Source organism: Sphingomonas bisphenolicum (genome assembly GCF_024349785.1).
Taxonomy (GTDB): domain Bacteria; phylum Pseudomonadota; class Alphaproteobacteria; order Sphingomonadales; family Sphingomonadaceae; genus Sphingobium; species Sphingobium bisphenolicum.
In genome coordinates this window covers 527,501-550,615 of sequence record NZ_AP018817.1, presented here as the reverse complement: position 1 = coordinate 550,615, position 23,115 = coordinate 527,501, and the positions used below count along the sequence as shown (strand labels likewise).

Annotated in this window: 23 protein-coding genes (1 of these 23 running past the window's edge); 10 read left to right on the top strand and 13 right to left on the bottom strand. The window is 66.1% G+C overall.

Features of this window, described 5'->3' with window-relative positions; all coding sequences use genetic code 11:
- Positions 1–114: 114 nt before the first annotated feature.
- The 3 genes from SBA_RS02635 to SBA_RS02625 all read right to left on the bottom strand — a co-directional run bounded on the left by SBA_RS02635 (position 115) and on the right by SBA_RS02625 (position 824).
- Complete coding sequence (locus SBA_RS02635; protein WP_224546668.1) at positions 115–312, bottom strand: hypothetical protein; 198 nt, start codon at positions 310–312, stop codon at positions 115–117.
- 33 nt (positions 313–345) lie between these two features.
- The gene (locus SBA_RS02630; protein ID WP_261935794.1) at positions 346–489 is read right to left on the bottom strand and encodes a hypothetical protein; all 144 of its coding nucleotides are present in this window, start codon (positions 487–489) and stop codon (positions 346–348) included.
- A 137-nt stretch (positions 490–626) separates the two neighbouring features.
- Entirely contained in the window at positions 627–824 is a 198-nt protein-coding gene (locus SBA_RS02625; protein ID WP_224546668.1) for a hypothetical protein, read from the bottom strand.
- 157 nt (positions 825–981) lie between these two features.
- Between SBA_RS02625 and SBA_RS02620 the strand changes: the two genes are divergently transcribed.
- The gene (locus SBA_RS02620) at positions 982–3,405 is read left to right on the top strand and encodes a ligase-associated DNA damage response DEXH box helicase (protein ID WP_261936663.1); all 2,424 of its coding nucleotides are present in this window, start codon (positions 982–984) and stop codon (positions 3,403–3,405) included.
- Here SBA_RS02620 and SBA_RS02615 read toward each other — a convergent pair.
- The 3 genes from SBA_RS02615 to gyrB form a co-directional block, all read right to left on the bottom strand.
- Positions 3,402–3,947 carry a membrane-like protein gene (locus tag SBA_RS02615; RefSeq protein WP_261935793.1) on the bottom strand — a complete coding sequence of 182 codons (546 nt, stop codon included), beginning with the start codon at positions 3,945–3,947 and terminating at the stop codon, positions 3,402–3,404. The two genes, SBA_RS02620 and SBA_RS02615, sit on opposite strands and share 4 nt — an antisense overlap.
- Entirely contained in the window at positions 3,944–4,504 is a 561-nt protein-coding gene (locus SBA_RS02610; RefSeq protein WP_261936662.1) for a DNA-3-methyladenine glycosylase I, read from the bottom strand. Before SBA_RS02610 ends, SBA_RS02615 begins: the two co-directional genes overlap by 4 nt.
- Before the next feature lie 96 nt (positions 4,505–4,600).
- Positions 4,601–7,117: a DNA topoisomerase (ATP-hydrolyzing) subunit B gene (gyrB, locus tag SBA_RS02605; protein ID WP_224546673.1), complete on the bottom strand. Its 2,517-nt coding sequence runs from the start codon at positions 7,115–7,117 to the stop codon at positions 4,601–4,603.
- A gap of 86 nt (positions 7,118–7,203) precedes the next feature.
- Between gyrB and SBA_RS02600 the strand changes: the two genes are divergently transcribed.
- Positions 7,204–7,698, top strand: a complete 495-nt coding sequence (locus SBA_RS02600) for a hypothetical protein (RefSeq protein ID WP_261935792.1) — start codon at positions 7,204–7,206, stop codon at positions 7,696–7,698.
- Here SBA_RS02600 and SBA_RS02595 read toward each other — a convergent pair.
- Together SBA_RS02595 and yczE are read right to left on the bottom strand one after the other, a co-directional pair.
- Positions 7,695–8,201, bottom strand: a complete 507-nt coding sequence (locus tag SBA_RS02595; RefSeq protein ID WP_261935791.1) for a DUF1993 domain-containing protein — start codon at positions 8,199–8,201, stop codon at positions 7,695–7,697. The genes SBA_RS02600 and SBA_RS02595 overlap by 4 nt on opposite strands.
- Before the next feature lie 119 nt (positions 8,202–8,320).
- Positions 8,321–8,932: a membrane protein YczE gene (gene yczE / locus SBA_RS02590; protein WP_261935790.1), complete on the bottom strand. Its 612-nt coding sequence runs from the start codon at positions 8,930–8,932 to the stop codon at positions 8,321–8,323.
- A 90-nt stretch (positions 8,933–9,022) separates the two neighbouring features.
- Here yczE and yczR point away from each other — a divergent pair, with 90 nt between their 5' ends.
- The gene (yczR, locus tag SBA_RS02585; RefSeq protein WP_261935789.1) at positions 9,023–10,486 is read left to right on the top strand and encodes a MocR-like transcription factor YczR; all 1,464 of its coding nucleotides are present in this window, start codon (positions 9,023–9,025) and stop codon (positions 10,484–10,486) included.
- A 126-nt stretch (positions 10,487–10,612) separates the two neighbouring features.
- Here yczR and ppa read toward each other — a convergent pair whose 3' ends face one another.
- A complete protein-coding gene (gene ppa, locus SBA_RS02580) occupies positions 10,613–11,155 on the bottom strand; it encodes an inorganic diphosphatase (RefSeq protein ID WP_261935788.1) in 543 nt (180 codons plus the stop codon).
- A gap of 37 nt (positions 11,156–11,192) precedes the next feature.
- Positions 11,193–13,112 (bottom strand): M61 family metallopeptidase, encoded by a 1,920-nt coding sequence (locus SBA_RS02575; RefSeq protein ID WP_261935787.1) that lies wholly within the window; start codon positions 13,110–13,112, stop codon positions 11,193–11,195.
- 142 nt (positions 13,113–13,254) lie between these two features.
- On the opposite strand from SBA_RS02575, the gene hisS reads away from it, so the two are divergent.
- The 6 genes from hisS (at position 13,255) to SBA_RS02545 (ending at position 21,012) form a co-directional block, all read left to right on the top strand.
- Entirely contained in the window at positions 13,255–14,517 is a 1,263-nt protein-coding gene (hisS, locus tag SBA_RS02570) for a histidine--tRNA ligase (RefSeq protein WP_261935786.1), read from the top strand.
- Positions 14,517–15,611 carry a peptide chain release factor 1 gene (prfA, locus tag SBA_RS02565; protein ID WP_390902368.1) on the top strand — a complete coding sequence of 365 codons (1,095 nt, stop codon included), beginning with the start codon at positions 14,517–14,519 and terminating at the stop codon, positions 15,609–15,611. Before hisS ends, prfA begins: the two co-directional genes overlap by 1 nt.
- Before the next feature lie 13 nt (positions 15,612–15,624).
- A complete protein-coding gene (gene prmC, locus SBA_RS02560; protein ID WP_224546734.1) occupies positions 15,625–16,455 on the top strand; it encodes a peptide chain release factor N(5)-glutamine methyltransferase in 831 nt (276 codons plus the stop codon).
- 310 nt (positions 16,456–16,765) lie between these two features.
- Positions 16,766–17,746 carry a DUF4167 domain-containing protein gene (locus SBA_RS02555; RefSeq protein WP_261935785.1) on the top strand — a complete coding sequence of 327 codons (981 nt, stop codon included), beginning with the start codon at positions 16,766–16,768 and terminating at the stop codon, positions 17,744–17,746.
- Between the two features lie 286 nt (positions 17,747–18,032).
- Positions 18,033–19,436, top strand: coding sequence for a DUF4139 domain-containing protein (locus tag SBA_RS02550; RefSeq protein ID WP_261936661.1), 1,404 nt, complete (start codon positions 18,033–18,035; stop codon positions 19,434–19,436).
- Positions 19,437–19,449: 13 nt separating this feature from the next.
- Positions 19,450–21,012 carry a DUF4139 domain-containing protein gene (locus SBA_RS02545; RefSeq protein ID WP_261935784.1) on the top strand — a complete coding sequence of 521 codons (1,563 nt, stop codon included), beginning with the start codon at positions 19,450–19,452 and terminating at the stop codon, positions 21,010–21,012.
- A 17-nt stretch (positions 21,013–21,029) separates the two neighbouring features.
- Here SBA_RS02545 and SBA_RS02540 read toward each other — a convergent pair whose 3' ends face one another.
- Both SBA_RS02540 and SBA_RS02535 read right to left on the bottom strand, forming a co-directional pair.
- Positions 21,030–21,425, bottom strand: coding sequence for an acyl-CoA thioesterase (locus tag SBA_RS02540; RefSeq protein WP_224546691.1), 396 nt, complete (start codon positions 21,423–21,425; stop codon positions 21,030–21,032).
- A complete protein-coding gene (locus tag SBA_RS02535; RefSeq protein WP_224546693.1) occupies positions 21,415–21,714 on the bottom strand; it encodes a hypothetical protein in 300 nt (99 codons plus the stop codon). Before SBA_RS02535 ends, SBA_RS02540 begins: the two co-directional genes overlap by 11 nt.
- A 73-nt stretch (positions 21,715–21,787) precedes the next feature.
- On the opposite strand from SBA_RS02535, the gene SBA_RS02530 reads away from it, so the two are divergent.
- Complete coding sequence (locus SBA_RS02530; protein WP_224546694.1) at positions 21,788–22,213, top strand: CBS domain-containing protein; 426 nt, start codon at positions 21,788–21,790, stop codon at positions 22,211–22,213.
- Between the two features lie 19 nt (positions 22,214–22,232).
- Here SBA_RS02530 and SBA_RS02525 read toward each other — a convergent pair whose 3' ends face one another.
- Positions 22,233–23,115 carry the 3' portion of a lipopolysaccharide biosynthesis protein gene (locus SBA_RS02525; RefSeq protein WP_261935783.1) on the bottom strand. It continues 605 nt past the right edge of the window, so 883 of the gene's 1,488 nt are visible here — the last part of the coding sequence; the start codon falls outside the window, past its right edge; its stop codon occupies positions 22,233–22,235.

Sequence of the window (23,115 nt, the reverse complement as noted above, 5' to 3'; positions counted from 1 at the left end):
CTGATGCGCCGCTGTCGTGGCGGGAGTGTAACGCAGGGCGGCGGCGGAGGGCCAGAGGGGCGCGTAAGATTATTTCTTGCCGTTATATGATTATTCCGCGTACCCCGCGGCGATTCAGGCGACCAGCCCCTCTTCGACCTCGATATCGACCGGCGACTCATCCTGTACGACCGGATGATGCGGCGTGCAGAGACGACCGACATTCAACGTCTCGGCATAAAAGCCCCACCATTGGGTCCAGAAGGCGGCAGGCATGAACCAGATGTCGAAAAAGACGTCCGGCATCGGCTCTGTGTGGATGGTCTTGGTCATGGCCACTCTCCATGCGCTATGCTGCGCAACAGCCTATACGCTTGATCCTGTAGGGCGTTGCGCGAGCGTGGCAGGCTTCAGCTTACGGCCGTCGATCTCCATGATCGGGGCCTTGGGGCGGCGGCGGTTGCGCGGGGCTTCCACGCCGGTCAGGTCGGCTTCGGTTTCGCCGGTCATATCATATCTCCTGCTGGCGGCGTCTGATGCGCCGCTGTCGTGGCGGGAGTGTAACGCAGGGCGGCGGCGGAGGGCCAGAGGGGCGCGTAAGATTATTTCTTGCCGTTATATGATTATTCCGCGTACCCCGCGGCGATTCAGGCGACCAGCCCCTCTTCGACCTCGATATCGACCGGCGACTCATCCTGTACGACCGGATGATGCGGCGTGCAGAGACGACCGACATTCAACGTCTCGGCATAAAAGCCCCACCATTGGGTCCAGAAGGCGGCAGGCATGAACCAGATGTCGAAAAAGACGTCCGGCATCGGCTCTGTGTGGATGGTCTTGGTCATGGCCACTCTCCATGCGCTATGCTGCGCAACAGCCTATACGCTTGATCCTGTAGGGCGTTGCGCGGTCCTGAAGGAAGAGGCGCAATCTACCATGGCCGAAACCTCGTGGCAAAGCGCAGAGCGTGACAGCGGGGCCATGGCTCCCTACATCCCCCTGATGCCGCTCGCCCTCCCCGCCATCATTGGACGCTGGCTCGCGTCGCGCGGCTGGCGACCCCGGCGGCACCAGATGGACATGCTGGGGGCGGCGCAGCGGGGCGATCATGCTTTGCTGGTCGCGCCGACCGGCGCGGGCAAGACGCTGGCCGGATTCCTGCCCAGCCTCGCCGATCTGATCGCCCATCCGACCGACCGGTTGCATACCCTTTATGTCTCGCCCCTGAAGGCGCTCGCGGTCGATGTGCGGCGCAACCTCCTGACCCCGATCGAGGAGATGGGGCTTCCCATCAGCGTGGAGACGCGCACCGGCGACACGCCGTCCGATCGCAAGGCGCGGCAGCGCGTCCGTCCGCCGCAGATATTGCTGACCACGCCCGAATCGCTGTCGCTGCTGCTCAGCTATCCCGACGCGGCCTTGCTCTTTTCCGACCTGCGGACCGTGATCGTCGATGAAGTCCATGCCTTCGCCACGCAGAAGCGAGGCGACCTGCTCAGCCTGTCGATGGCGCGGTTGCAGGCGATCAACCCGGCGCTGCGCCGCGTCGCCCTGTCCGCCACGGTCGCCGATGTCGACGCCTATCGCGCCTGGCTCGCACCCGATGGCGATATCGACAGGGTGACGCCGGTGATGGGCGAAGCGGGCGCGGAGCCGAACGTCGCCATCCTGATCCCCGAAGGCCGCGTCCCCTGGTCGGGCCATTCGGGCAAATATGCCGCGAAACAGGTGATGGCGGAGATAGAGGCGCGGCAGACGACGCTGGTCTTCTGCAATACGCGCGGCCTCGCCGAACTCATCTTCCAGGAACTCTGGTCCGTCAATGACGCCAACCTGCCGATCGCCATCCACCATGGCAGCCTGTCGATCGAGGCGCGGCGCAAGGTCGAATCCGCGATGGCGGCAGGCAAGCTGCGCGCCTTGGTGGCGACGGCCTCGCTCGATCTTGGCGTCGACTGGGGCAATGTCGATTGCGTGATCCAGATGGGCGCGCCCAAGGGATCGTCACGCCTGCTCCAGCGGATCGGTCGCGCCAATCACCGGCTGGATCAGGCGAGCGAGGCGATCCTGATTCCGGGGAACCGCTTCGAATATCTGGAGGCGCGCGCCGCCCTCGATGCCGTCGAGGCGGGCGAGCGCGACGCCGACGATTTCCGCGCCGGCAGCCTGGATGTGCTGGTCCAGCATGTGATGGGCCTGGCCTGCGCCGGGCCGTTCCGGGCGGAGGATCTGCTGGACGAGCTGCGATCCGCCACGCCCTATAGCGGGCTGACCGCCGAAGCCTTCGACCATGTCCTGCATTTCATCGAGGGTGGCGGCTATGCGCTGCGCGCCTATGACCGGTTCAAGCGGCTGACGCAGGACGATGATGGCCAGGGCAATGTGCTTTGGCGCGTGTCCCACCCGCGCTTCATCCAGCAGCATCGGCTCAATGCCGGCATCATCGTCGACCAGCCGGCGCTCGCTGTTCGCTTCGCCAACGGGCGCAAGCTGGGCACGGTCGAGGAAGGCTTCGCGGCGCAGCTACGCCCCGGCGACAGTTTCTTCTTCTCCGGCATGGCGCTGGAGGTGGTGCGGATGGACACGTCCGACCTCACGGTCCGGGCGACATCGAAACAGGCGCGCATTCCCAGTTGGGGCGGCACCCGCATGGCGATGTCCACCCGCCTCGCCGACCGGGTGCGGCATTTCCTGGCGGCGCCGCAGGAATGGCATCGCTTCCCGCCCGATGTGCGCGAATGGCTGGAGATGCAGAAATTACGCTCCGCCCTGCCCCAGCCCGGCCAGCTTTTGATCGAAACCTTCCCGCATGAAGGGCGCCATTATCTCGTCTGTTACAGTTTCGAAGGCTGGAACGCGCATCAGTCGCTCGGCATGTTGCTGACCCGGCGGATGGAGAGCCAGGGGCTGATGCCCTTGGGTTTCGTCTCCAACGACTATGCGCTGGCGGTCTATGGACTGAAGCCCGTGACCGATCCGCAAAGCCTGTTTTCCGCCGATATCCTCGACCATGAATTTGTCGACTGGGTCGAGCAATCGAGCCTCCTGAAGCGCGCCTTTCGCGATGTGGCGGTGATTTCGGGCCTGATCGAGCGTCAGCATCCGGGCAAGCGCAAGACCGGGCGGCAGGTGACCTTCTCGACCGACCTCATCTATGACGTGCTGCGCAAATATCAGCCCGACCATCTGCTCCTGAAGGCCGCCTGGGCCGATGCGCGCGCGCGCATGACCGATGTCGGGCGGCTGGGCGACCTGATCGACCGGGCGGCGACGACGATGCTCCATGTCACGCTGGAACGGGTCAGTCCGCTCGCCGTGCCGGTGCTGATCCTGATCGGCCGCGAACATGTGGCGCAATCAGCGGCCGAGGATGCGCTGCTGATAGAGGCCGAAGCGCTGGTGGCCGAAGCGATGCGCGCGGATTAAGGCGCGTCGTCGCCCCCGTCCCGTTCGCCCCCGTCCCGTTCACCCCCATCCCGTTCGCCGCCGCAGCCTTTCAGCGTCCCCTCGCCGAACGCCACCTGCACCCGGTCGGACCAGATCGCATCGCTCATGCCGTCGCTGCACGGTCCTTGCGTCAGCGTCATGGCAAAGCCGTCGCCCTGATAGCGGATAGCCTTGTCGTCCGCCTCCGTCCGCACGGAAAAGCGCTGCGGCGCATGGTCCGGCCGTTCCAGCGTAGCGGTCGACCCGCGGACAGTGACCGCCCAGAAAGGCTCGGTGCCGATCGCGCGATAAGCGGGTGCGGCGGGGCGTGGCGATGATGTTCCACGTGAAACCAAAGGCTTGGGCAGTACGGCGGTCGGCGGAGGCGGGGCCGCCGTCATCGCCTCATGCACGACGCCGCCTTTGTCGATCGGCACGGCGATCGCCTTGGCCGGCACCGGCTGCGTCTGATTCGCGACCGGTTCCCCGTCCCCGCACCCGCCGAGCAGGGCGACGGGCAGCAGCAGGCGCGCCGCCTTCATGGCCGCAGCGCGTCGCGGCGGAAGCAGGAGACGGCATGGTCGTTGACCAGGCCGGTCGCCTGCATCCACGCATAGGCGATGGTCGGGCCGACGAATTTGAAACCGCGCGCCTTTAAATCCTTCGAGATAGCAACCGATAGCGGGATCTGCGCCGGGACGGTCACCCCGTCCCCCTGCAACGGTACCCCATCGACGAAGGACCAGGCATAGGCGGAAAAATCCTCGCCCGCGTCCCGCATCGCGCAGAAGATGCGCGCACCCGCGATCGTCGCGACGATCTTGGCCCGCGCCCGGACGATGCCGGGGTCGCCCATCAGCCGCTCGACATCCGCATCGGTGAAGGCCGCGACCTTGTCCGGGTCGAAGCCGGCAAAGGCGGCGCGGAATGTCTCGCGCTTGCGCAGGATGGTGATCCAGGACAGTCCGGCCTGGAATCCCTCCAACATCAGCATTTCCCAGAGCATCCGCGAATCGCGTTCCGGCACGCCCCATTCATCGTCATGATAGGCGCAATAAAGCGGGTCGGTCCCGGCCCAGCCGCAGCGGACCCGCTCCATCACAGCTTCTTCATGCGCTGCAACGCGCATGTCCGCCGCACCAGCCCACCCAGGCAGGGAGGCCGGGTGGAGGCATGGGCTGGCGCCGCGATCAAATCAAACGTCCAGATTGGCGACGTTCAGCGCATTGTCCTGGATGAATTCGCGGCGCGGCTCGACCACGTCGCCCATCAGCCGGGTGAAGATTTCGTCGGCGACGTCGGCCTGCTCGACCTCCACGCGCAGCATCGAGCGATTGTCCGGGTCCAGCGTGGTTTCCCACAGTTGTTCCGCGTTCATCTCGCCCAGCCCCTTGTAGCGCTGGATCGCCAGTCCCTTGCGGCCCGCGGTCAGGATCGCGTCGAGCAGCTCGCTCGGTCGCGTCACCATCGCGCCCTTGGTCGGTGCGGCGGGCAGGTCGTCGTCATTCGCCTCGGCGGCCAGCGCCTTGACCGTGATCAGGCGGCTGGGGGTCAGGTAGCTGCCGGCATCCTCGGCGGCGATGCTGTGCAACTTGCGCGCCTCGGCCGATCCGACGAAGCCGCCCTCGATCACATGATGGTCGGTGACGCCGCGCCACAGGCGCTGGAAGTGGAAGCCACCCTCTTCGGCGACGCTGCCGGTCCAGCGGCCCTCGGCATCCTGCGCGCCCATCCAGGCGACGGTTGCGGCCAGACGCTCGGCCTGGGTGCCCTGATCCAGCTCGGGATCGAGCGCGCCATTGAGGCTCAGCGCCTCGATGATCGCGGGATTGTAGCGGCGCGGCACATAGCGCATCACCGCGCGCATCCGGCGGGCATGTTCGATCAGGCTGCGCAGATCCTCGCCGGTGCGCGGTCCCTTGCCGGTTTCCAGCGCCATCGATTCGACGCCATTGTCGACCAGATATTGCTCCAGCGCGGCTTCATTCTTCAGATAGACTTCGGACCGGCCGCGCGTCGCCTTGTAGAGCGGCGGCTGGGCGATATAGAGATGCCCGCCCTCGATAATCTGCGGCATCTGCCGATAGAAGAAGGTCAGCAGCAGCGTGCGGATATGCGCGCCGTCGACGTCCGCGTCGGTCATGATGACGATCTTGTGGTAGCGCAGCTTTTCCAGGTTGAAATCGTCGCGAATGCCCGTGCCCATCGCCTGGATCAGCGTGCCGACTTCCTTGGACGACAGCATCTTGTCGAACCGCGCACGCTCGACGTTCAGGATCTTGCCCTTCAGCGGCAGGATCGCCTGATTATGCCGGTTGCGCCCCTGCTTGGCCGATCCGCCCGCCGAATCGCCTTCGACCAGGAAGAGTTCGGACTTGGCGGGGTCGCGCTCCTGGCAATCGGCCAGCTTGCCTGGCAGGCTGGCGATATCCAGCACGCCCTTGCGCCGGGTCAGCTCGCGCGCCTTCTTGGCGGCCTCGCGCGCGGCGGCAGCGTCGATCACCTTCTGCACGATCATCTTGCCGTGCGCGGGATTTTCCTCCAGCCATTCGGCCATCTTGTCGGCCATCAGGCTTTCGAGCGGCTGGCGCACTTCGGAACTGACCAGCTTGTCCTTGGTCTGCGAGCTGAATTTGGGATCGGGCAGCTTCACCGATACGATCGCGGTCAGGCCCTCGCGCATATCCTCGCCGGTCAGCGACACCTTCTCCTTCTTCAGCGCGCCCGACTTTTCCGCATAATTGTTGAGCGTGCGGGTCAGCGCCGCGCGGAACGCCGCCAGATGGGTGCCGCCGTCGCGCTGCGGGATGTTGTTGGTGAAGCAGAGGACGTTTTCATAATAAGAGTCGTTCCACTCCAGCGCGACGTCGATCGTCACGTCGTCGCGGGTGCCCGAAATCGCGATCGGCTCCGGCATCATCGCCGATTTGTTGCGGTCGAGATATTTGACGAAGGCCGCGATGCCGCCCTCATAATATAGCTCGATCTCCTTCGTCTCCTCATGGCGCGCATCGACCAGGAACAGGCGCACGCCGCTGTTGAGGAAAGCCAGTTCGCGATAGCGATGCTCCAGCTTCTCGAAATCATATTCGGTATGGTTCTTGAACGTCGCGCCGTCGCCCGGCGCCTTCTCCATACTGGCCAGGAAGGTGACGCGCGTGCCCTTCTTGAGCGTCCCGTCTTCTTTGGCGGGCGCATCGCCGATCACCGCCAGCGGCGCGGTCGCATCGCCAAAGGCGAAGCGCATATAATGTTCCTTGCCGTCCCGCCAGATATTGAGGTCCAGCCATTCGGACAGCGCGTTGACCACCGACACGCCCACGCCATGCAGGCCGCCCGACACCTTATAGGCATTGTCGTCGCTGGTATTCTCGAACTTCCCGCCCGCGTGCAACTGGGTCATGATGACCTCGGCCGCCGACACGCCCTCTTCCGTGTGGATGCCGGTCGGAATGCCGCGCCCATTATCCTCGACGCTCACCGATCCGTCGGGATTCAGCGTGATGGTGATGCGGTCGCAATGCCCCGCCAGCGCTTCGTCGATCGCATTGTCCGAAACCTCGAACACCATGTGATGCAGGCCCGATCCATCGTCGGTGTCGCCGATATACATGCCGGGGCGCTTGCGCACCGCGTCCAGGCCTTTGAGCACCTTGATGCTGTCGGCGCCATATTCATTGCTGTTGGGGGTATTGACGGGTTCTTCGCTCATGCCGAGCATATAGGGAAAGCGGCCCCAAAACTAAAGCGAAACATGGCGGCTTCCGCTTGGGTCGGGCGCGGTCTATCACGGCGTTCATGCGCGTCGCCCCTCTCCTCCTTTTGCCCTTGCTGCTGCCGATTGGCGCCTGCTCGAAAAGCAACGACGTCTATGAGGAATTGCCCAACAGCTCGCTCGCCGGCGCGCCGCGCGCGGACGTGCCCGAAACCCGCATGGATGCGCCGGTCGCGCGGCCGGTGACGATCGGCGAGGACGGACCGCGGCTCGACGCCTGCGGCACGCTGGGACAGGTCAGCCGTGCCGGCCCCAACGGCCTGGGCCTCCATGCCGCGCCCTTCGGCGACGCGAAGGAACTGGGCCGACTGGCGGAGGGCCAGCGGGCCTACGTCTGCACCCGCAGCCTCGACCAGAAATGGCTGGGCGTCGTCGTCCTGCCCGCACCGGCGGCTGGCCAAGCGCCGCCGGCGGCCGACTGCGGCGTGGCGTCTCCCGTGGAACGCAAGCAGCCCTATGCCGGCCCCTGCGCCAGCGGCTGGGTCGCCAGCGCCTATGTGCGGCTGATCGCGGGTTAAATCCCGCCCAGAAAATCGATCTTGCCGACCGGCACGCCCGCCTGGCGCAGCAGCGCATAGGCCGTCGTCAGGTGGAAATAGAAATTGGGGAGGGCAAAGGTCAGCACATGGCTGCGCCCGGTGAAGGGAATCTCGCCACCCGGCACCTTGAGCACCACGGCGGCGTCCTCCCGCCCGTCGATCTTCTCGTGCGGCACCGCTTCCAGCAGAGCGATCGTTCTGGCGATGCGCGCCTGCAATTCCGCGAATGTCTGCTCGGTATCCGCCATCGCCACCGGCTCCAGCTCGCCCAGCCGCGTGACCGTGCCCTTGGCGGTGTCGCAGGCGAACTGCACCTGCGCGGTCAGCGGCTTCATGTCCGCGATCAGTTGCGCGCCGGTCAAAGTCGCCGGGTCGATGCCCCTTTCGGCGGCAAAGGCGGCGCCCTTGTCGAGCAGTCCCGACAGCGCGGTCAGCCCGCGGACGAACAGCGGCACGGTCAGGTCATATAATGCGGTCGCCATGGCGCGCGTCCCTCTTCTCATTGGATGCCGGTATCGGCCCTGATCGCATAGATATGGCGGCCGCTGCCGGTATCAATGCCGTGGAGTTCAAACGGCATCGACCCGAAGCGGCGCCACCGTCACGCGCGCGCCGGACGCTCCGGCGCGGCGATGCGGAAAAAGGGCAACGCATGGTGGACGATCCAGCCGATCGTCGCGGCATAGAGGATGGTGCCCACGCCCACCGTGCCGCCCAGCAGCCAGCCGATCGCCAGCACGCCGATCTCGATCGCGGTGCGCACCCATTTGACCGGCCAGCCGGTGCGGCGGCACAGGCCCGTCATCAATCCGTCGCGCGGCCCCGGCCCCATCCCCGCGCCGATATAGGCGCCCCCGGCAATGCCGTTGAGGATGATCCCCGCGCCCAGCCACGCCGTGCGCACCCACAGGCCTTCGGGTGTCGGCAGCAGCATCAGCGACAGGTCCACCGCGGTCCCGATCACCAGGATGTTAGCGATCGTGCCGACCCCCGGTCGCTGCTTCAGCGGCCACCATAGCAGCAGCACGAGCGCGCCGATCAGGTTGACGGTCATGCCGAAGCTCAGGCCCATCCGGGGCGCGAGTCCCTGATGCAGCACGTCCCACGGATCCAGCCCCAGATTGGCGCGCAGCATCAGCGCCATGGAAAAGCCGTAGAGGCCAAGGCCCCAGAAGAGTTGCCAAAAACGGAGGGCGTAGCGGTTGTGCGTCATGGGGAGGCTTATTTCGCGCAACTGGCCTTTTCCAAAACAGCCAATTGCGGGTAAATGGCCTTGATCCATGGCCAGATTGGAATGCGCCCCATGTCCACTTCGCTTCTCCGTCCCCCGTCCCTGCTCCGCCTGCTCGGCGCCTGGCGCGCGCAGGACAGCGCCGAACCGGCCTATCGCCAGTTGGCGCAGGCGCTGCGGATGCTGGTGCTGGACGGCCGGGTCGGCCTTAATGTCCGCCTGCCGGGCGAACGCGAACTGGCCGCGGCGCTGGGCCTCTCGCGCACCACCGTCGCCGCCGCCTTCGACCGGCTGCGCGACGAAGGCTATCTGGAAAGCCGGCAGGGGTCGGGCAGCGTCACCCGCATCCCGCCGGGCCGGGCCGAAACGACGCCGGGGGAGATCGACGCGACGACCGGCGGCAACCTGCTCAACTGGACCCATGCCGCCCTGCCCGCCGCGCCCGGCGTCGCGCGCGCCTATGCCCATGCGGTGGAGGCGCTGCCCGGCTATCTCGGCGATCTGGGCTATGATCCGCTGGGCATCATGGTGCTGCGCCGCGCGATCGCCGCCCATTATGAGCGGCGCGGCTGCCCCACCTCCCCGGACCAGATCATGGTCACCAACGGTGCGCAACAGGGCTTTTCGCTGCTGCTCAAATGGCTGGCCGGGCCGGGCGACAGGGTGGTGATCGACCATCCGACCTATCATAACGCCATCCAGGCGTTGCAGCGCGCCCATGTCGTGCCGGTGCCGGTCGGCCTGCCCATGCAGGGCTGGGACGTCGACGCGATGGAGGCCGCCTTCCGCCAGACCAGCCCCCGCTTCGCCTATGTCATCGCCGATTTCCACAATCCCACCGGGCGCAGCATGGACCCCGCCACCCGCCGCGCGCTGGTCGCGGCGGCGATGCGTACCCACACCCCGCTGATCGTCGACGAAACGATGGTGGCGATGGGGCTGGACTTCGCGCCGCCGCCGCCGGTCGCGATGCACGATCCGTCGGGGCGGCAGGTCATCACCCTGGGGTCGGCGAGCAAGATTTTCTGGGGCGGGCTGAGGGTGGGCTGGATTCGCGCCGATGTTCAGACGGTCGCGGCGCTCGGCCGTCTGCGCACCACGATGGACATGGCCAGCCCGGTGGTCGAACAGATCGCGGTCGCGCAATTGATCGACGCCGATGTGGGCCTGGGCGAACGGGCCGGCCTGCTGCGCGGGCGGCGCGACCATCTGCTGGGCCTCATCGCGCGGCGCCTGCCCCATTGGCGGGTGGAATCGCCCGCGGGCGGCCTGTCGCTCTGGGCCGAACTGCCCCGTGCGGAGGCGACCGCGCTGGCGGCATTGGCCGAAAGTCTGGGCGTCCGCATCGCCGCCGGCCCGCGCTTCGGCGTCAGCGGGGCGTTCGAACGCTTCCTGCGCCTGCCCTTCACCCTGCCCGAAGAGCAACTCGACATCGGCGTCGAGCGGCTGGTCGAGGCCGACGCCCGGCTCCATGCGCGCCTGCCCAAGGGCCGCGATTCGCTGGCCATGGCGCTGGACGCGGACCGGCTGATTTGAGCGGGCGCTTGCATTGAATGCTGCGTGTTCCCGCGAAGGCGGGAACACGGCATATATATATATGTATAACAGAAAGGCCGCGCGGAGTGATCCGCGCGGCCTTTTATGTCATTCGAAGAACAGACCTCAGTCCGTCTTCTTCGCTGCCTGATAGCGCGCGATCGCTTCCAGGGTGATCTGCTTGGCGTCCTCCGCCCCGCCCCAGGTGCCGATGCGGACCCACTTGGTCTTTTCCAGATCCTTATAGTGGGTGAAGAAATGCTCGATCTGCTCCATCACGATGCCGGGCAGGTCGTCCTTTTCGCTGATGTCGGCATAATAGGGGAAGGTCTTGTTGTCGGGGACGCAGACCAGCTTTTCGTCGCCGCCGGCTTCGTCTTCCAGGTTCAGCACCGCGATCGGGCGCGCGCGCACGACGGAGCCGGGGACGAAGGGCGAGCGGGCGATGACCAGCGCGTCCAGCGGATCGCCGTCGGGCGACAGCGTGTGCGGCACGAAGCCGTAATTGGCCGGATAGCGCATCGGCGTGTGCAGGATGCGATCCACGAACAGCGCGCCGCTGGCCTTGTCGAATTCATATTTCACCGGTTCGCCGCCGACCGGCACTTCGATGATGACGTTCAGGCTGTTGGGCGGATCGTCGCCGACCGGGATCAGTTCGATGTTCATGGAAACGCCTTCTGCTTCATGTTGCGTTGCGGGTGAGTCACGTTCTGGCTTTGAGCAGCTTATCGAGACTGCCTTCACCCTCTCCTGTCTTTTCGAGGCGCGGATAGCGCAGCCCGCCCGAATAATCGAGTGTCAAAACACGATAGTATTTATCCTGCTTTAGGATGATCTGGATCGGCGTCTTGGCCTTGATCGCCGCTTTCCATGCGTCGCCCGAATATTCGTCGCCATTGACCGCAACGATCTTCGCGCCGGTCACAAGGCCCGCCTTGAACGCCGCGCTGTCCCAGATGACGCCGCTGACTTCGCCGTCATTCTTGACGATCGCGCCGATGCCGAAACTCTGGTCGACCATCTTGTTGGCGCCCTCGGCCGCCTTGGTGATGGCGCCCGGTTCGTCGCCATAGACGAGGGAGTAGCCGCCCAGGATGAAGCCGCCCTTGGGCGTTTCCCTGGTGGGCGCATCCACATATTTCTGGAAGAAGCCCGCCCAGTCATAGGGCGCGATAGCGTTCAGCGTCTTGATGACGTCGCCGCGATTATAGACGACCTGACCCCAGTCGCCCGGATTGATGCCGAAGAAGGCCTTGGCGAAATCGTCCAGCCCCTTCCTGCCGCGGGTCGCCTTGGCGATGATCGCGTCGGCCTCCAGCCAGATCATCAGCCCTTCATTATAATAGTCCTCGGACCGCTGCCAGCTTGCCCAGCCCTTGGGCCGGCGGGCGGAGATGATGGGATCATGGGTAGTGTCCTCCATCGGGCGCCACTGGCGGCCGACCGCCGTGTCCAGCTTGGCCGCGATCTGGGCATAGGCGTCCAGCGTCTCCTGCTTGCTGAACATCCCCGACCGCGCGCCCAGCACATAGCCCCAGAATTGCGTCTGCCCCTCATAGACCCACAGAAGATTGTCCTGCATCGGCACGTTGAAGTCGGGCGTCCACAACAGGTCCGGGCGGCGGAACTTGCCGTCCCAGCTATGGGTGAATTCATGCGGCAACAGGTTGCGGTCCAGCAGCGCCTCGCCCTTGTCCCAGCTCTTGAAATAGCCCGGCTCGACCTGGTTCTCGGAACTGCGATGATGCTCCAGCCCGATCCCGCCCATCTCGTCGGTGATGGCGAGCAGGAAGTCATAATGGTTGAAATGATAGGCGCCGAACAAGGCGCCCGCCTCCGCTACCAGCTTCTTGTGCTTGGCGATCTGCTCGGGCTTGTAATCCAGTTCGTCGGCATCGTCGGCGACCAGGTTCAGCGTGACGTTTTGCCCCAAGTCCACCGCCTTGAAATGGGTGCCGGCGAATACCGGCGAATCCTGCAACGCCTCATAGTCGATCGTCTCATAGGCGATGACATTGCCGCTCTTCGTCCCGCGCAGCGCGGTCGCGGCCTGCCAGCCGGCGGGATAGGTCACGGTCGGCTGGATCGGAATCTGGCGCGTATAATAGCCGGCCGGATAGAGCGACACGCTCTCCCACTGGATGTTCAGCATCTTGGGCGTCACGACGACGCGGCCCTGGGCGGGCTGGGTGGCGGACAGGAACTGGAACTGCGCCACGACTTCGGTCACACCCTGCGGCACGTCGAGATTGAAGGCATAGACGTTCAACGGATCGCGCTTCCATGCCAGCGTCTGGCCATTGGCGGTAAAGGTCAGGCCCGTCAGCTTCTCGATCTGCCCGCGCGGGGCGTGATTGCCCGGCAGCCAGGCCGGCATCATCAGCGTCATCGGCCCGGCGGCGGCGACGGGGATCGTCTCCTTGACGCGGAAGATGCGCTGGACCGTGTCGGTCGCATCGACCTCCAGCTTGATGGTGCCGCCCGGATAGGGGATGTCCTTTGGTGCAGGTGCGGCGCTGTCGACGGGCAGGGCGGTCGGCTTGGACCGGATCGCGTCCTGGGCGAAGAGCGGGCTGGCGATGGCCGTCGAAAGGCAAAGGGCGGCAGCAATGCTGCGGATCATGGAGGTCTCCGAAAATGCAGATGGGCCGAACGGCCCGATTGCCCCTAGCATGGCGAGGGCGCGGCGCGTCGTCCACCCCCTGATGGCGGCCGGTAAAAAGCGCGTTTCCTTGGGGGTGATTTGCCGTTAAAGGCCCGGCCCCATGGCGAAGATAGAAACGCCGCGCCCGGTGCGCGGAACGCAGGACATGCTGGGCGGCACCACGGAGGCGTTTGCGGAACGCTTCGCCCATGTGGTCGCGACCTTCGACCGGGTGCGCAAGCTTTATGGCTTCCAGCGGGTCGAAGTGCCGGTGTTCGAATCCACCGCCGTCTTCGCCCGGTCGCTGGGTGAAAGCACCGACGTCGTCTCGAAGGAGATGTACACGTTTACGGATCGCGGCGGCGACAGCATCACCCTGCGCCCCGAATTCACCGCCGGGATCAGCCGCGCCTACATCACCGAAGGCTGGCAGCAATATGCGCCGCTCAAAGTGGCGACCCACGGCCCGCTCTTCCGCTACGAACGCCCGCAAAAGGGCCGCTTCCGCCAGTTCCACCAGCTCGACGCCGAAATCATCGGCGCGGGCGAACCGGGCGCCGACGTGGAACTGCTGGTGCTGGCCGACCAGTTGCTCAAGGAACTGGGCGTCGCAGACGGCGTGACGCTCACCCTCAACACGCTGGGCGACGGGCTGAGCCGCGATGCCTGGCGCGCGGCGCTGATCGCCCATTTCGAGGCGCATCGCGACCAGTTGTCGGAAGACAGCGTCGAGCGGCTGGCGAAGAACCCGCTGCGCATCCTCGACAGCAAAGACCCGCGCGACCGCCCGGTCGCCGACAGTGCGCCGGACATCGACGCCTATCTGACCGACGAAGCGCGCAGCTTCTTCGAGAAGGTGACGGCGGGGCTGGATGCCGCAGGCGTGGCGTGGGAACGCAATGCCCGGCTGGTCCGCGGCCTCGACTATTATCGCCACACCGCGTTCGAATTCATCACCGACCGTCTGGGCGCACAGGGCACCGTGCTGGGCGGAGGGCGCTATGATGGCCTGATCGAAAATCTGGGCGGCCCCGCGACCCCTGCGGTCGGCTGGGCGGCAGGGATCGAGCGGCTGGCGATGCTGATGGATATGCCGGACATCGAGAAGCCCAGCGTGGTGCTGATTCCTATGGGCGAAGCGGCCGAAACGAAGGCGATCGGCATCGTCGCCGATCTGCGTCGCGCTGGCGTCGCCTGCGACATGGGCTATCGCGGCAATATGAAGAAGCGGATGCAGCGCGCTAATGCGTCTGGTGCGTCATGGGCGATCATATTGGGCGACGATGAACTGGCCCGCGGCGAAGCGTCGGTGCGGAATCTAGGCACGGGCCAGCAGCAGGCCGTCGCGCTGGACGCCCTGATCGGGACGGTGACGGCGCTCTGATGCACATCTCCCCCGAACGCATCGCGCAGATCGAGGCGCGCCGGGACGAGGTGCAGGCGTCGATGACGCGCGCCGACCTCGCGCCCGAAGCGTTCGTCAAACTGTCGAAGGAATATGCGGAGATCGAACCGGTCGCCCGCGCCGCGCATGAGGTGCGCCGCCTGCGGCAGGAACTGGCCGCGCTCGATGTCATGGCGGGCGGCGGCGGCGATCCCGACGCCGACCCCCTCATGCGCGAAATGGCGCAGGAGGAAATGCAGATCCTCAAAAGCCAGCTTCCGCAAGCCGAACGCGCGCTGGCGCTGCAATTGCTCCCCCGCGACGCCGCCGACGCCCGCCCCGCCATGCTGGAAATCCGCGCCGGCACCGGCGGCGACGAAGCGGCGCTGTTCGCCGGCGACCTGTTCCGCATGTATCAGCGCTATGCCGACACCCAGGGCTGGAAGATGGAGCTGATGTCGGCCAATGCGTCCGAAGTCGGCGGCTTCAAGGAAGTGGTGGCCAGCATCAATGGCGTCGGCGTCTTCGCCAAGCTGAAGTTCGAAAGCGGCGTCCACCGCGTCCAGCGCGTCCCTGCGACCGAAAGCGGCGGGCGCATCCACACCAGCGCGGCGACCGTCGCCATCCTGCCGGAACCCGAGGAAGTCGATGTGCAGATCGCCGATGGCGACCTCAAGATCGACATCTACCGCGCATCGGGCGCGGGCGGTCAGCACGTCAACACCACCGATTCGGCCGTGCGCATCACCCATCTGCCGACCGGCACCGTCGTCATCCAGCAGGACGAACGCTCGCAGCACAAAAATAAGGCGAAGGCGATGCAGGTGCTGCGCGCCCGCCTCTACGAAGCCGAGCGCGAGCGCACCCAGAGCGAACAGGCCGGCGCACGCAAGGCGATGGTGGGATCGGGCGACCGCTCCGAACGCATCCGCACCTATAATTTCCCGCAGGGCCGCGTCACCGACCACCGCATCAACCTCACCCTGCACCGCCTGCCCGAGATTCTCGAAGGCCCGGGCCTCGCCGACGTCATCGACGCGCTGGTCGCGGAAGATGAAGCGGCAAGGCTGGCGCAACTGGACGGGGTGTCTTGATCCCTTTGCCCGCATGACGATCGAGGGCGTGGCAGACGCGCTCCGTGCAGCCACTGTCCAACTCGCCGTCGCCAGCGACACGGCCCGGCTCGACGCCGAACTGCTGATGGCCCATGCGCTGGGCCTGTCGCGGGGTGACATGCTGCTGCGCCAGCGCGACCTCGGCATCCCCGACACCTTCCCCGCGCTGCTGGACCGACGCCTGTCGGGCGAACCGATCGCCCATATCACCGGCACCCGCGATTTCTGGACGATCAGCCTGTCCGTCACGCCCGACACGCTGATCCCCCGACACGACAGCGAAACGCTGATCGAGGCGGCGGTCGATCATTTCGCAACCCAATCGCCCGCCACGATCCTCGACCTGGGCACCGGCTCCGGCGCGCTGCTGCTGGCGGCGCTGGCGCAATGGCCCGGCGCGCAGGGGCTCGGCATAGACGCTTCCCCACCCGCGCTCGCGGTGGCGCAGGGCAATGCGATGCGACTGGGCATGGCCGACCGCGCCGTTTTCCGCTTGGGCGACTGGGCGCAGGATGTGGAAAGCCCGTTCGACCTGCTGCTCATCAACCCGCCCTATATCGTCGCCGACCTGCCGCTTTCCGGCGACGTGCTGCGCGAACCGGCCAGCGCGCTGTTCGCGGGCGCCGATGGCCTGGACGATTATCGCCGCATCGCGCCCGATTTGCTGCGGCTGATCGCGCCGGGCGGCATGGCCGCGATCGAGATCGGCCATGACCAGGCGGCCAGCGTCACCGCGCTGCTGAAGGAAAGGGGGCTGGCCGTCGCCTTGCGGCGCGACCTCGCCGGGCACGACCGCTGCCTGATCGTGACAAACCCAGGTTAGAAATGGTCGATTTACCATCGGGCAAGCGAAAATTGCTTGGTTTATCGCGCGAAAGCCACTACATCAGCGTCAGGGACGGCTCTATCTTGTGACATGGTCGCTTAGATCGTTGATAGAAAAGGCCGTTTTCCCGCTCCTTAAAGTCATGACGGCGCATGCTGCGCAGCGCCGCTGGCAGTCGGGGTAATGATCCGGGAAGGATCATGCCGTGGCGGAGCCGTATCCGGCCTGAAGGACAGGCCGTGCTTGGGGATGGCGACTGAACAGTGTTTTCAGTGAATGATATCATAGCGAACGCAAGGATCATGTCTTGATCAACAACCGGCAGGCCGGCCGCCGCAATCGCGGCCGGAACAATAATAACAACGGACGTCCCAACGGCAATAATCGGGGCGGTGGCGACAACGGTAATCGCATCGACAACCGCGCCCGCGGCAATGCGACCCAGCTTCTTGAGAAATACAAGAATATTGCCCGCGACGCCCAGATGGCGGGCGACCGGGTGAATGCCGAATATTATCTCCAGTTCGCCGATCATTATTTCCGCGTGCTCGCCGACAACCGCGCCCGCCAGGAGGAGCAGAACCCCCGGCAGCGCACCCGCGACGAGAATTTCGACCAGGATGGCGACGATTTCGACGGCGGCTACGATGGCGTCGACGATTTCCGCAGCGACCAGCAGCACGCCTATGATCGTACCCCGCGGGAGCAGGCCCCCCGTGAACAAAATGGGCGGGACCAGGGCCAGCGTGAACAGGGCCAGCGTGAACAGGGCCAGCGTGAACAGGGTCAGCGCGACCAGCAGGCCCCGCGTGACCAGCAGGATCGCCGGTCTGAGCGTCAGGACGATCGCGAAGCCCGCGAGCCGCGCGACAGTCGCGACTATCGGGAACCCCGCGACAATCGCGAGCCGCGCGAACCCCGCGAGGCGCGCGCCGGCAATGTCCGTCGCGACCGTCCCCGCCGCGATCGCTTCAATGCCGACGGCGATGCCCCGGTGCAGCAGGAAATGGGCGTAGAAGGCCCGGCGGGCAATCCCGCTACGGAAGCCCCGCGCCAGCAGCCGGTCGTCCAGACCGCACCCGAAGCGGCCGCGCCCGAAGCCGAGGCCCCGCGCCCCCGTCGCGGTCGCCCGCGCAAGGTCGTGGCTGAAGCGGAAGCGAGCGAAGGGCTGGACCTGGCGGTGCTGCCGCCCTCGATCGCCCGCGCCGACAATGACGCCGAAGTGGCCGAGGAAGCGCCCAAGAAGCGCACCCGTCGCGCCCGCCCGGCGACCGAAGCCGCCGAATAAGCGCTCGATAGCGAAAAAATCAGGGGACGGCGCCGCAACGCGCCGTCCCCTTTTTCATGTCCCTGTCTTTTCTTGCCGCTACCGACAAGCCGGCTTTGCAACCCCGGCGCGATCCGGCACAAGGCGCTAGAGCGGTTGATCCGATTGTATCGGATCAACCGCTCTAGATTATTGGTTTTACGCGATTTCCGAGTCATCAGATGATTTCATCTGATTAGAAATCGCTCTATATATCTGGCACATATCTGGAGAGAGGCCGATGAGTGCCGCGCACCTGCTGCCCCTGATGTTCACTGCCCTGCCCCTGTCGGCCCTTTCCCTGTCGGCCCTGTCCCCTTCGGCGATGGCGCAAAGCGCGGCCGATCCCACCGGCGCCACCGCGCAGGGCGATGTCGCCGTCACCATCTACAATAATGGCCAGTCGCTGGTGCAGGACGATCGGCAATTGCCGGTGACGGCAGGCCGCAACCGCATCGAATTTCCCGACGTGTCGGCCCGCATCCGCCCGGAAACGGTGAACCTGTCCGGCCCCGGCCTCGCCATCGTCGAACAGAATTTCGATTATGACCTCCTTTCCCCCGACAAGTTGATGGACAAGGCGGTGGGGCAGGAAGTGACGCTGCTGCGCACCAACCCGGCCACCGGCGCGGAAACGCGCGAACGCGCCAAGATTCTCGCCGCCAATGGGGGCATTGTCCTCCAGATTGGCAGCCGGATCGAGGTGCTGCGCGACGATGGCCTGCCGGTCCGCGTCATCTTCGACCGGGTGCCCCCCAATCTGCGCGCCCGTCCCACCCTGTCGGTCACGGTGCAGGCGGATCGCGGCGGCACGGTGCCCGCGCGCCTCTCCTACCTCACCCCCAATCTGGGCTGGACGGCCGACTATGTCGCGCTGTTCGACGCGGCCAAGGGGGCCATGGACATGCAGGGATGGGTCACGCTCACCAACAATACGGGCACGACCTTCACCGACGCGAAGACGATATTGGTCGCGGGCAACCCGGCCAATGGCGGCGGGCGCACCAACTGGTGGCAAACAGGCAGCGGCGCGATCGATCAGGCCGGGACCGAAAGCGGTCCACGCGAACGGCTGGGCGACTATTATCTCTATCCGTTGGCCGCCCGCACCACGATCGCCAATGCGCAGCAGAAACAGGTCAGTTTCCTCGACGTGAAGGGCGCGCCGGCCCGCGCCACCTATGAATATGTCAATGGCTGGCTTGGCAGTTCGGCCGAACCGATGAGCGCATCGAGCGTGCTGAAATTCTCCACCTCGAAGGAAGGCGGCCTGGGCGATCAACTGCCTGCCGGCACGATCCGCGTCTATATGCGCGACGCGCGCGGCAACCCGCAATTCATCGGCGAAAACAGCATCGACCATACGCCCATGGGGTCTTCCATGGCGCTCCGCACCGGCGAGGCGTTCGACGTGAAGGTGCGCCCCACCGTCGAACAGCGCACGCGCAAGGGCAGCGCGCGCTGGGAAACCAGGATGCGCTACACGCTCACCAACGCCCGGCCCGAATCCGTGACGATCGATCTGGCGCAGCAGGGATTATGGGGCGACAAGCGCGTGACGGCGCAAAGTCTGGAAGGCAAGCGCGTCTCTGCCGACCGGATGGAATGGAGCGTGCCGGTGCCGGCCAACGGCACGATCGACCTCAGCGTCACCTTCGATTCGCGCTACTGACGGGAGAGCGCCCGTGCCGCGCATCCTTGTCCTGTTGTTGGCGCTCTGGGCGCTGGCCGTCCCGGCGCAGGCGGAAACGATCGTTTCGCCCCGCGCCGATTCCGTCTCCGTCACCGTCTACCGCGCGCCCTTCCGGGCCAAGGGGCCGATCGACCGCGACTGGCCGGGCGGCTATGCGCTCGTCACCGAAAGCCGCACCGTCGATCTGCCCCAGGGCGACTCGGTCGTGCGGTTCGAAGGGGTGGCCGAAGGACTGATGCCCGAAACCGCGATCCTCTCCGGCATGCCGCGCGGCGTGCGGGAAAAGAACCGGGACGCCCGGCTGCTGTCCCCCGCCGGCCTCGTCGACGCCTATCTCAAGCGCAGCGTCACCCTGCGCCGCACCGACCGCAAGACCGGCAAGGTAACCGAGCAGGACGCGATCATCAGCGCCGGGCCGACCGGGGGCGTGATTCTCAAGACGGCGCAGGGCTATGAGGCGCTGGGGTGCAGCGGCCTGCCAGAGCGGATGCTCTATCCGCAAAGACCCGCCGATCTGTCGCCCCGCCCGACCCTGTCGGTGATCGCCACAAGCGACCGGCCGACCCGTGCGACGCTGCAACTCACCTATCTGGCCGAAGGGTTCGACTGGGCCGCCAACTATGTCGCGGACTTGGGCGATGACGGCAGCATGCTCGACCTCATGGCCTGGCTGACGGTCGCCAATGGCGGGGTCACCGGCTTTCCCGACGCGCAGTTGAGCGTCATCGCGGGCCAGCCCAACAAGCAGGCGCGCGGGGTGCAACCGCGCCCGACCGGCGGTCCGCTGCGCCTGACCTGCTGGCCGATGGACGTCACCAGCACCCATCCGCGCTGGGATCTGTTCCCGGTGCAGGCGCCCGAAGCCGCGATGATGATGGAGGGCGCGCAGGACATCGTCGTCACCTCGATGCGCCGCACCGAACGCGTCGCCATGGCAGCGCCCGCGGCGCCGCCCCCTCCTCCGCCACCGCCACCGCCGCCGCCCGAAGATGTCGGCGACCTCAAACTCTATCGCGTGCCGGTGACCGTCGATGTCGCCGCCAATGCCCAGAAGCAGGTCGCGCTGCTGCGCCAGCCGGGCGTCAAGGTGGAGCGGCTCTATGCGGCCGCCATCGGCTATGGCGACGGCGCGGGCGATTCGCGGCCGATGACGCTGCGGCTGCGATTGCAGAATCGTAAGGATGACGGCCTCGGCCTGCCCATGCCGTCGGGCCGGGTCGCGATCTTCGAGGATGTCGGCGGCCTGCGCCTGCTCGCGGGCGAAGCCGATATCGGCGACAAGGCGGAAGGCGAACGGGTCGATTATGACATCGCGGCCAGCGCCGACGTCCGCATCGCCGCGCGGGCGACGGGACAGTCCCGCAAGTCCCGCAACTGGGCGATCACGCTGAGCAACGCCCGTCCCTTCGCGGTGACGGCGGAAGTCACCATTCCGCACGACATCGCGCCCCGTCCCACCGCCATGGAGCGGCGTGGCAACGGATGGATCTGGCGGGTCACGATCCCGGCCAACGACACGGTGACCTGGTCCTATGCGGAGCGGCTGGCGCGCTGACCGTCAGGCGTCGGACGTCAAAAGTCGGGGAGGGGCCGCGGCCGGTGATTGGCGTCCAGCGCCACGAACGTATAGACGCCGCTGGTCAGCAGCACTTCGTCCATGCCGACGCCGCGGATCGCCACCACGTCGATCCGGATCGCGACCGACGTGCGGCCGCGCCGTTCCTCGACCGCATAGACCGACACGACATCGCCCAGCAGGATCGGCGTGATGAAGGTCATGCTCTCGATCGCCACCGTGGCCACCGCGCCGCGCGCGATTCGCGCCGCGACGATGCCGCCGGCGATATCCATCTGGCTCAGCACCCAGCCGCCGAAGATGTGGCCGTTGGCGTTGATGTCGGTCAGATGCGGCACCAGCCGCAGCACCACCTCACCCCGCTTTCCGGTTTTCGCCGTGTCAGTCGTCAAGCGGCACCTCGTCCTTCAGCCTGTCCATCACCTGTTCGTCATGCCCGGTGCCGCTCGACAGGAATGTCAGCGCCATCAGGCCGGTCCCCAGCATGAAGGTCAGCCATACGCCCAATATGGTGGCGATCGCCATGTGAATCGGCAACTGGCCCGCCCACCAATGGAGGAACAACAGCGCCAGTCCGACACAGACCGCGCCGCCCAGCGCCATCCACGCCATGATGCGGCGAAACCGCGCCCAGGCGGTTGCGGCGATCTGTGGATCATCCAGGGCTTGCTTGCGCGTCATCTCTTTTCATTGGGCCGCGAAAGTGGGATCATCAAGCGCCTATCGGGAAATGTCTCGGAAAAGGAGAGTGGTCATGAGCATCGCAACGATTTTGCAGGGCAAGGGCGACGTTGTCAGCGTACGGCCCACCGACAGCGTGCTCTCCGTCGTGCAATTGCTGGCGGAACGGCGGATCGGTTGCGTGCCGGTGGTTGAGGATGGGCAGGTCGTCGGCATTTTTTCCGAACGCGATGTGGTCTATCGGGTCGCCACCGAAGGCGCAGCCGCACTCGACCATGATGTCGGCGAAGTCATGACCGCGCCCGCCATCACCATCGACCATCAAACGCCGGTAATTCACGGCCTGTCGCTGATGACGAAGCGGCGCATCCGCCATCTGCCGGTCGTGGTCGACGGCGCGCTGGTGGGCATGATCTCGATCGGCGATCTGGTCAAATTCCGGATCGATACCATCGAATCGGAAGCCGCGGCGCTGCGCGACTATATCCAGACCGCCTGATCCGGCCCCAGCCGTCGGTTCAGGCCGGGGCCTGGACCGGCGGCGCGCGCCGCACCACCAGCGCGACCAGTTCCATCAACGTGCCGCGCGCGCACAGCATCAGCGCGGCGAGGAAGGCCAGCCCTCCCGCCGGCACCAGCACGCACAGCCGCAACGGCGCTGCCAGCGGCGGCAGCAGCCGGTCGATCGCCATCACCACCCCCGCCATCAGGATCGAACAGCCCAGCCCCGGTGCGGCGGCGCGGATCAGGTCGACGAAGCGCAATCCCATCGGGCCGCCCGCCAATCGGGCGGTGACAGCGGTGAGAATCGGGAAGGCGATCAGCCAGGCCCAGGCCAGGCCGATCGCGCCGGACTGGATGCCGATCAGGAAGGCGACCGGCATCAGCACCGCGCCGACCGCGGCGACTCGCGCGGTCGTGCCGGGGCGGCCCAGCGCATTGCTGACCGGCGCGAACATCACCTGCAGCGTCATGAACGGCATCGCCAGCGCCAGGATCGCGACGAAGGGCGCCATTTCCAGCCATTTCTGCCCGAACAATGTCTCGACCAGCGGCTCGGCCGTCACCGCCATGCCCAGATAGATGGGACAGGTCAGCAGCAGCAGCAGCTTCACCGCCTTGCAGAAGGACCAGGCCACCCGCGATACGTCCTTCTGCATCCGCGCATAGGCGGGGAAGGCGACGTCGTTGAGCGGCGGCACGAATTTGCTGACGAAAATCTGGGTCAGGAACAGGGCTTCGGCGTAGAGGCCCAGTTGGTGCGGTTCCAGCATCCGGCCGCCGATGAAGATATCGGCCTGGCTCTGGACGATCCAGAAGAGCTGCCCGCCCAGCAGCGATGCGCCATAGGCGACCATCGCGCCGGTGCCGCGGAAATCGAAGCTGGGTATCGGCCTGAAC

Coding starts and splice junctions, on each gene's coding strand:
- gyrB (WP_224546673.1), bottom strand. CDS start 7,117: ATGAGCGAAGAACCCGTCAATACCCCCAACAGCAATGAATATGGCGCC.
- SBA_RS02610 (WP_261936662.1), bottom strand. CDS start 4,504: ATGGAGCGGGTCCGCTGCGGCTGGGCCGGGACCGACCCGCTTTATTGC.
- hisS (WP_261935786.1), top strand. CDS start 13,255: ATGGCGAAGATAGAAACGCCGCGCCCGGTGCGCGGAACGCAGGACATG.
- SBA_RS02530 (WP_224546694.1), top strand. CDS start 21,788: ATGAGCATCGCAACGATTTTGCAGGGCAAGGGCGACGTTGTCAGCGTA.
- yczE (WP_261935790.1), bottom strand. CDS start 8,932: ATGACGCACAACCGCTACGCCCTCCGTTTTTGGCAACTCTTCTGGGGC.
- SBA_RS02600 (WP_261935792.1), top strand. CDS start 7,204: ATGCGCGTCGCCCCTCTCCTCCTTTTGCCCTTGCTGCTGCCGATTGGC.
- SBA_RS02595 (WP_261935791.1), bottom strand. CDS start 8,201: ATGGCGACCGCATTATATGACCTGACCGTGCCGCTGTTCGTCCGCGGG.
- SBA_RS02635 (WP_224546668.1), bottom strand. CDS start 312: ATGACCAAGACCATCCACACAGAGCCGATGCCGGACGTCTTTTTCGAC.
- SBA_RS02625 (WP_224546668.1), bottom strand. CDS start 824: ATGACCAAGACCATCCACACAGAGCCGATGCCGGACGTCTTTTTCGAC.
- SBA_RS02620 (WP_261936663.1), top strand. CDS start 982: ATGCCGCTCGCCCTCCCCGCCATCATTGGACGCTGGCTCGCGTCGCGC.
- SBA_RS02550 (WP_261936661.1), top strand. CDS start 18,033: ATGTTCACTGCCCTGCCCCTGTCGGCCCTTTCCCTGTCGGCCCTGTCC.
- SBA_RS02535 (WP_224546693.1), bottom strand. CDS start 21,714: ATGACGCGCAAGCAAGCCCTGGATGATCCACAGATCGCCGCAACCGCC.
- SBA_RS02575 (WP_261935787.1), bottom strand. CDS start 13,112: ATGATCCGCAGCATTGCTGCCGCCCTTTGCCTTTCGACGGCCATCGCC.
- SBA_RS02630 (WP_261935794.1), bottom strand. CDS start 489: ATGACCGGCGAAACCGAAGCCGACCTGACCGGCGTGGAAGCCCCGCGC.
- ppa (WP_261935788.1), bottom strand. CDS start 11,155: ATGAACATCGAACTGATCCCGGTCGGCGACGATCCGCCCAACAGCCTG.
- prfA (WP_390902368.1), top strand. CDS start 14,517: ATGCACATCTCCCCCGAACGCATCGCGCAGATCGAGGCGCGCCGGGAC.
- yczR (WP_261935789.1), top strand. CDS start 9,023: ATGTCCACTTCGCTTCTCCGTCCCCCGTCCCTGCTCCGCCTGCTCGGC.
- prmC (WP_224546734.1), top strand. CDS start 15,625: ATGACGATCGAGGGCGTGGCAGACGCGCTCCGTGCAGCCACTGTCCAA.
- SBA_RS02615 (WP_261935793.1), bottom strand. CDS start 3,947: ATGAAGGCGGCGCGCCTGCTGCTGCCCGTCGCCCTGCTCGGCGGGTGC.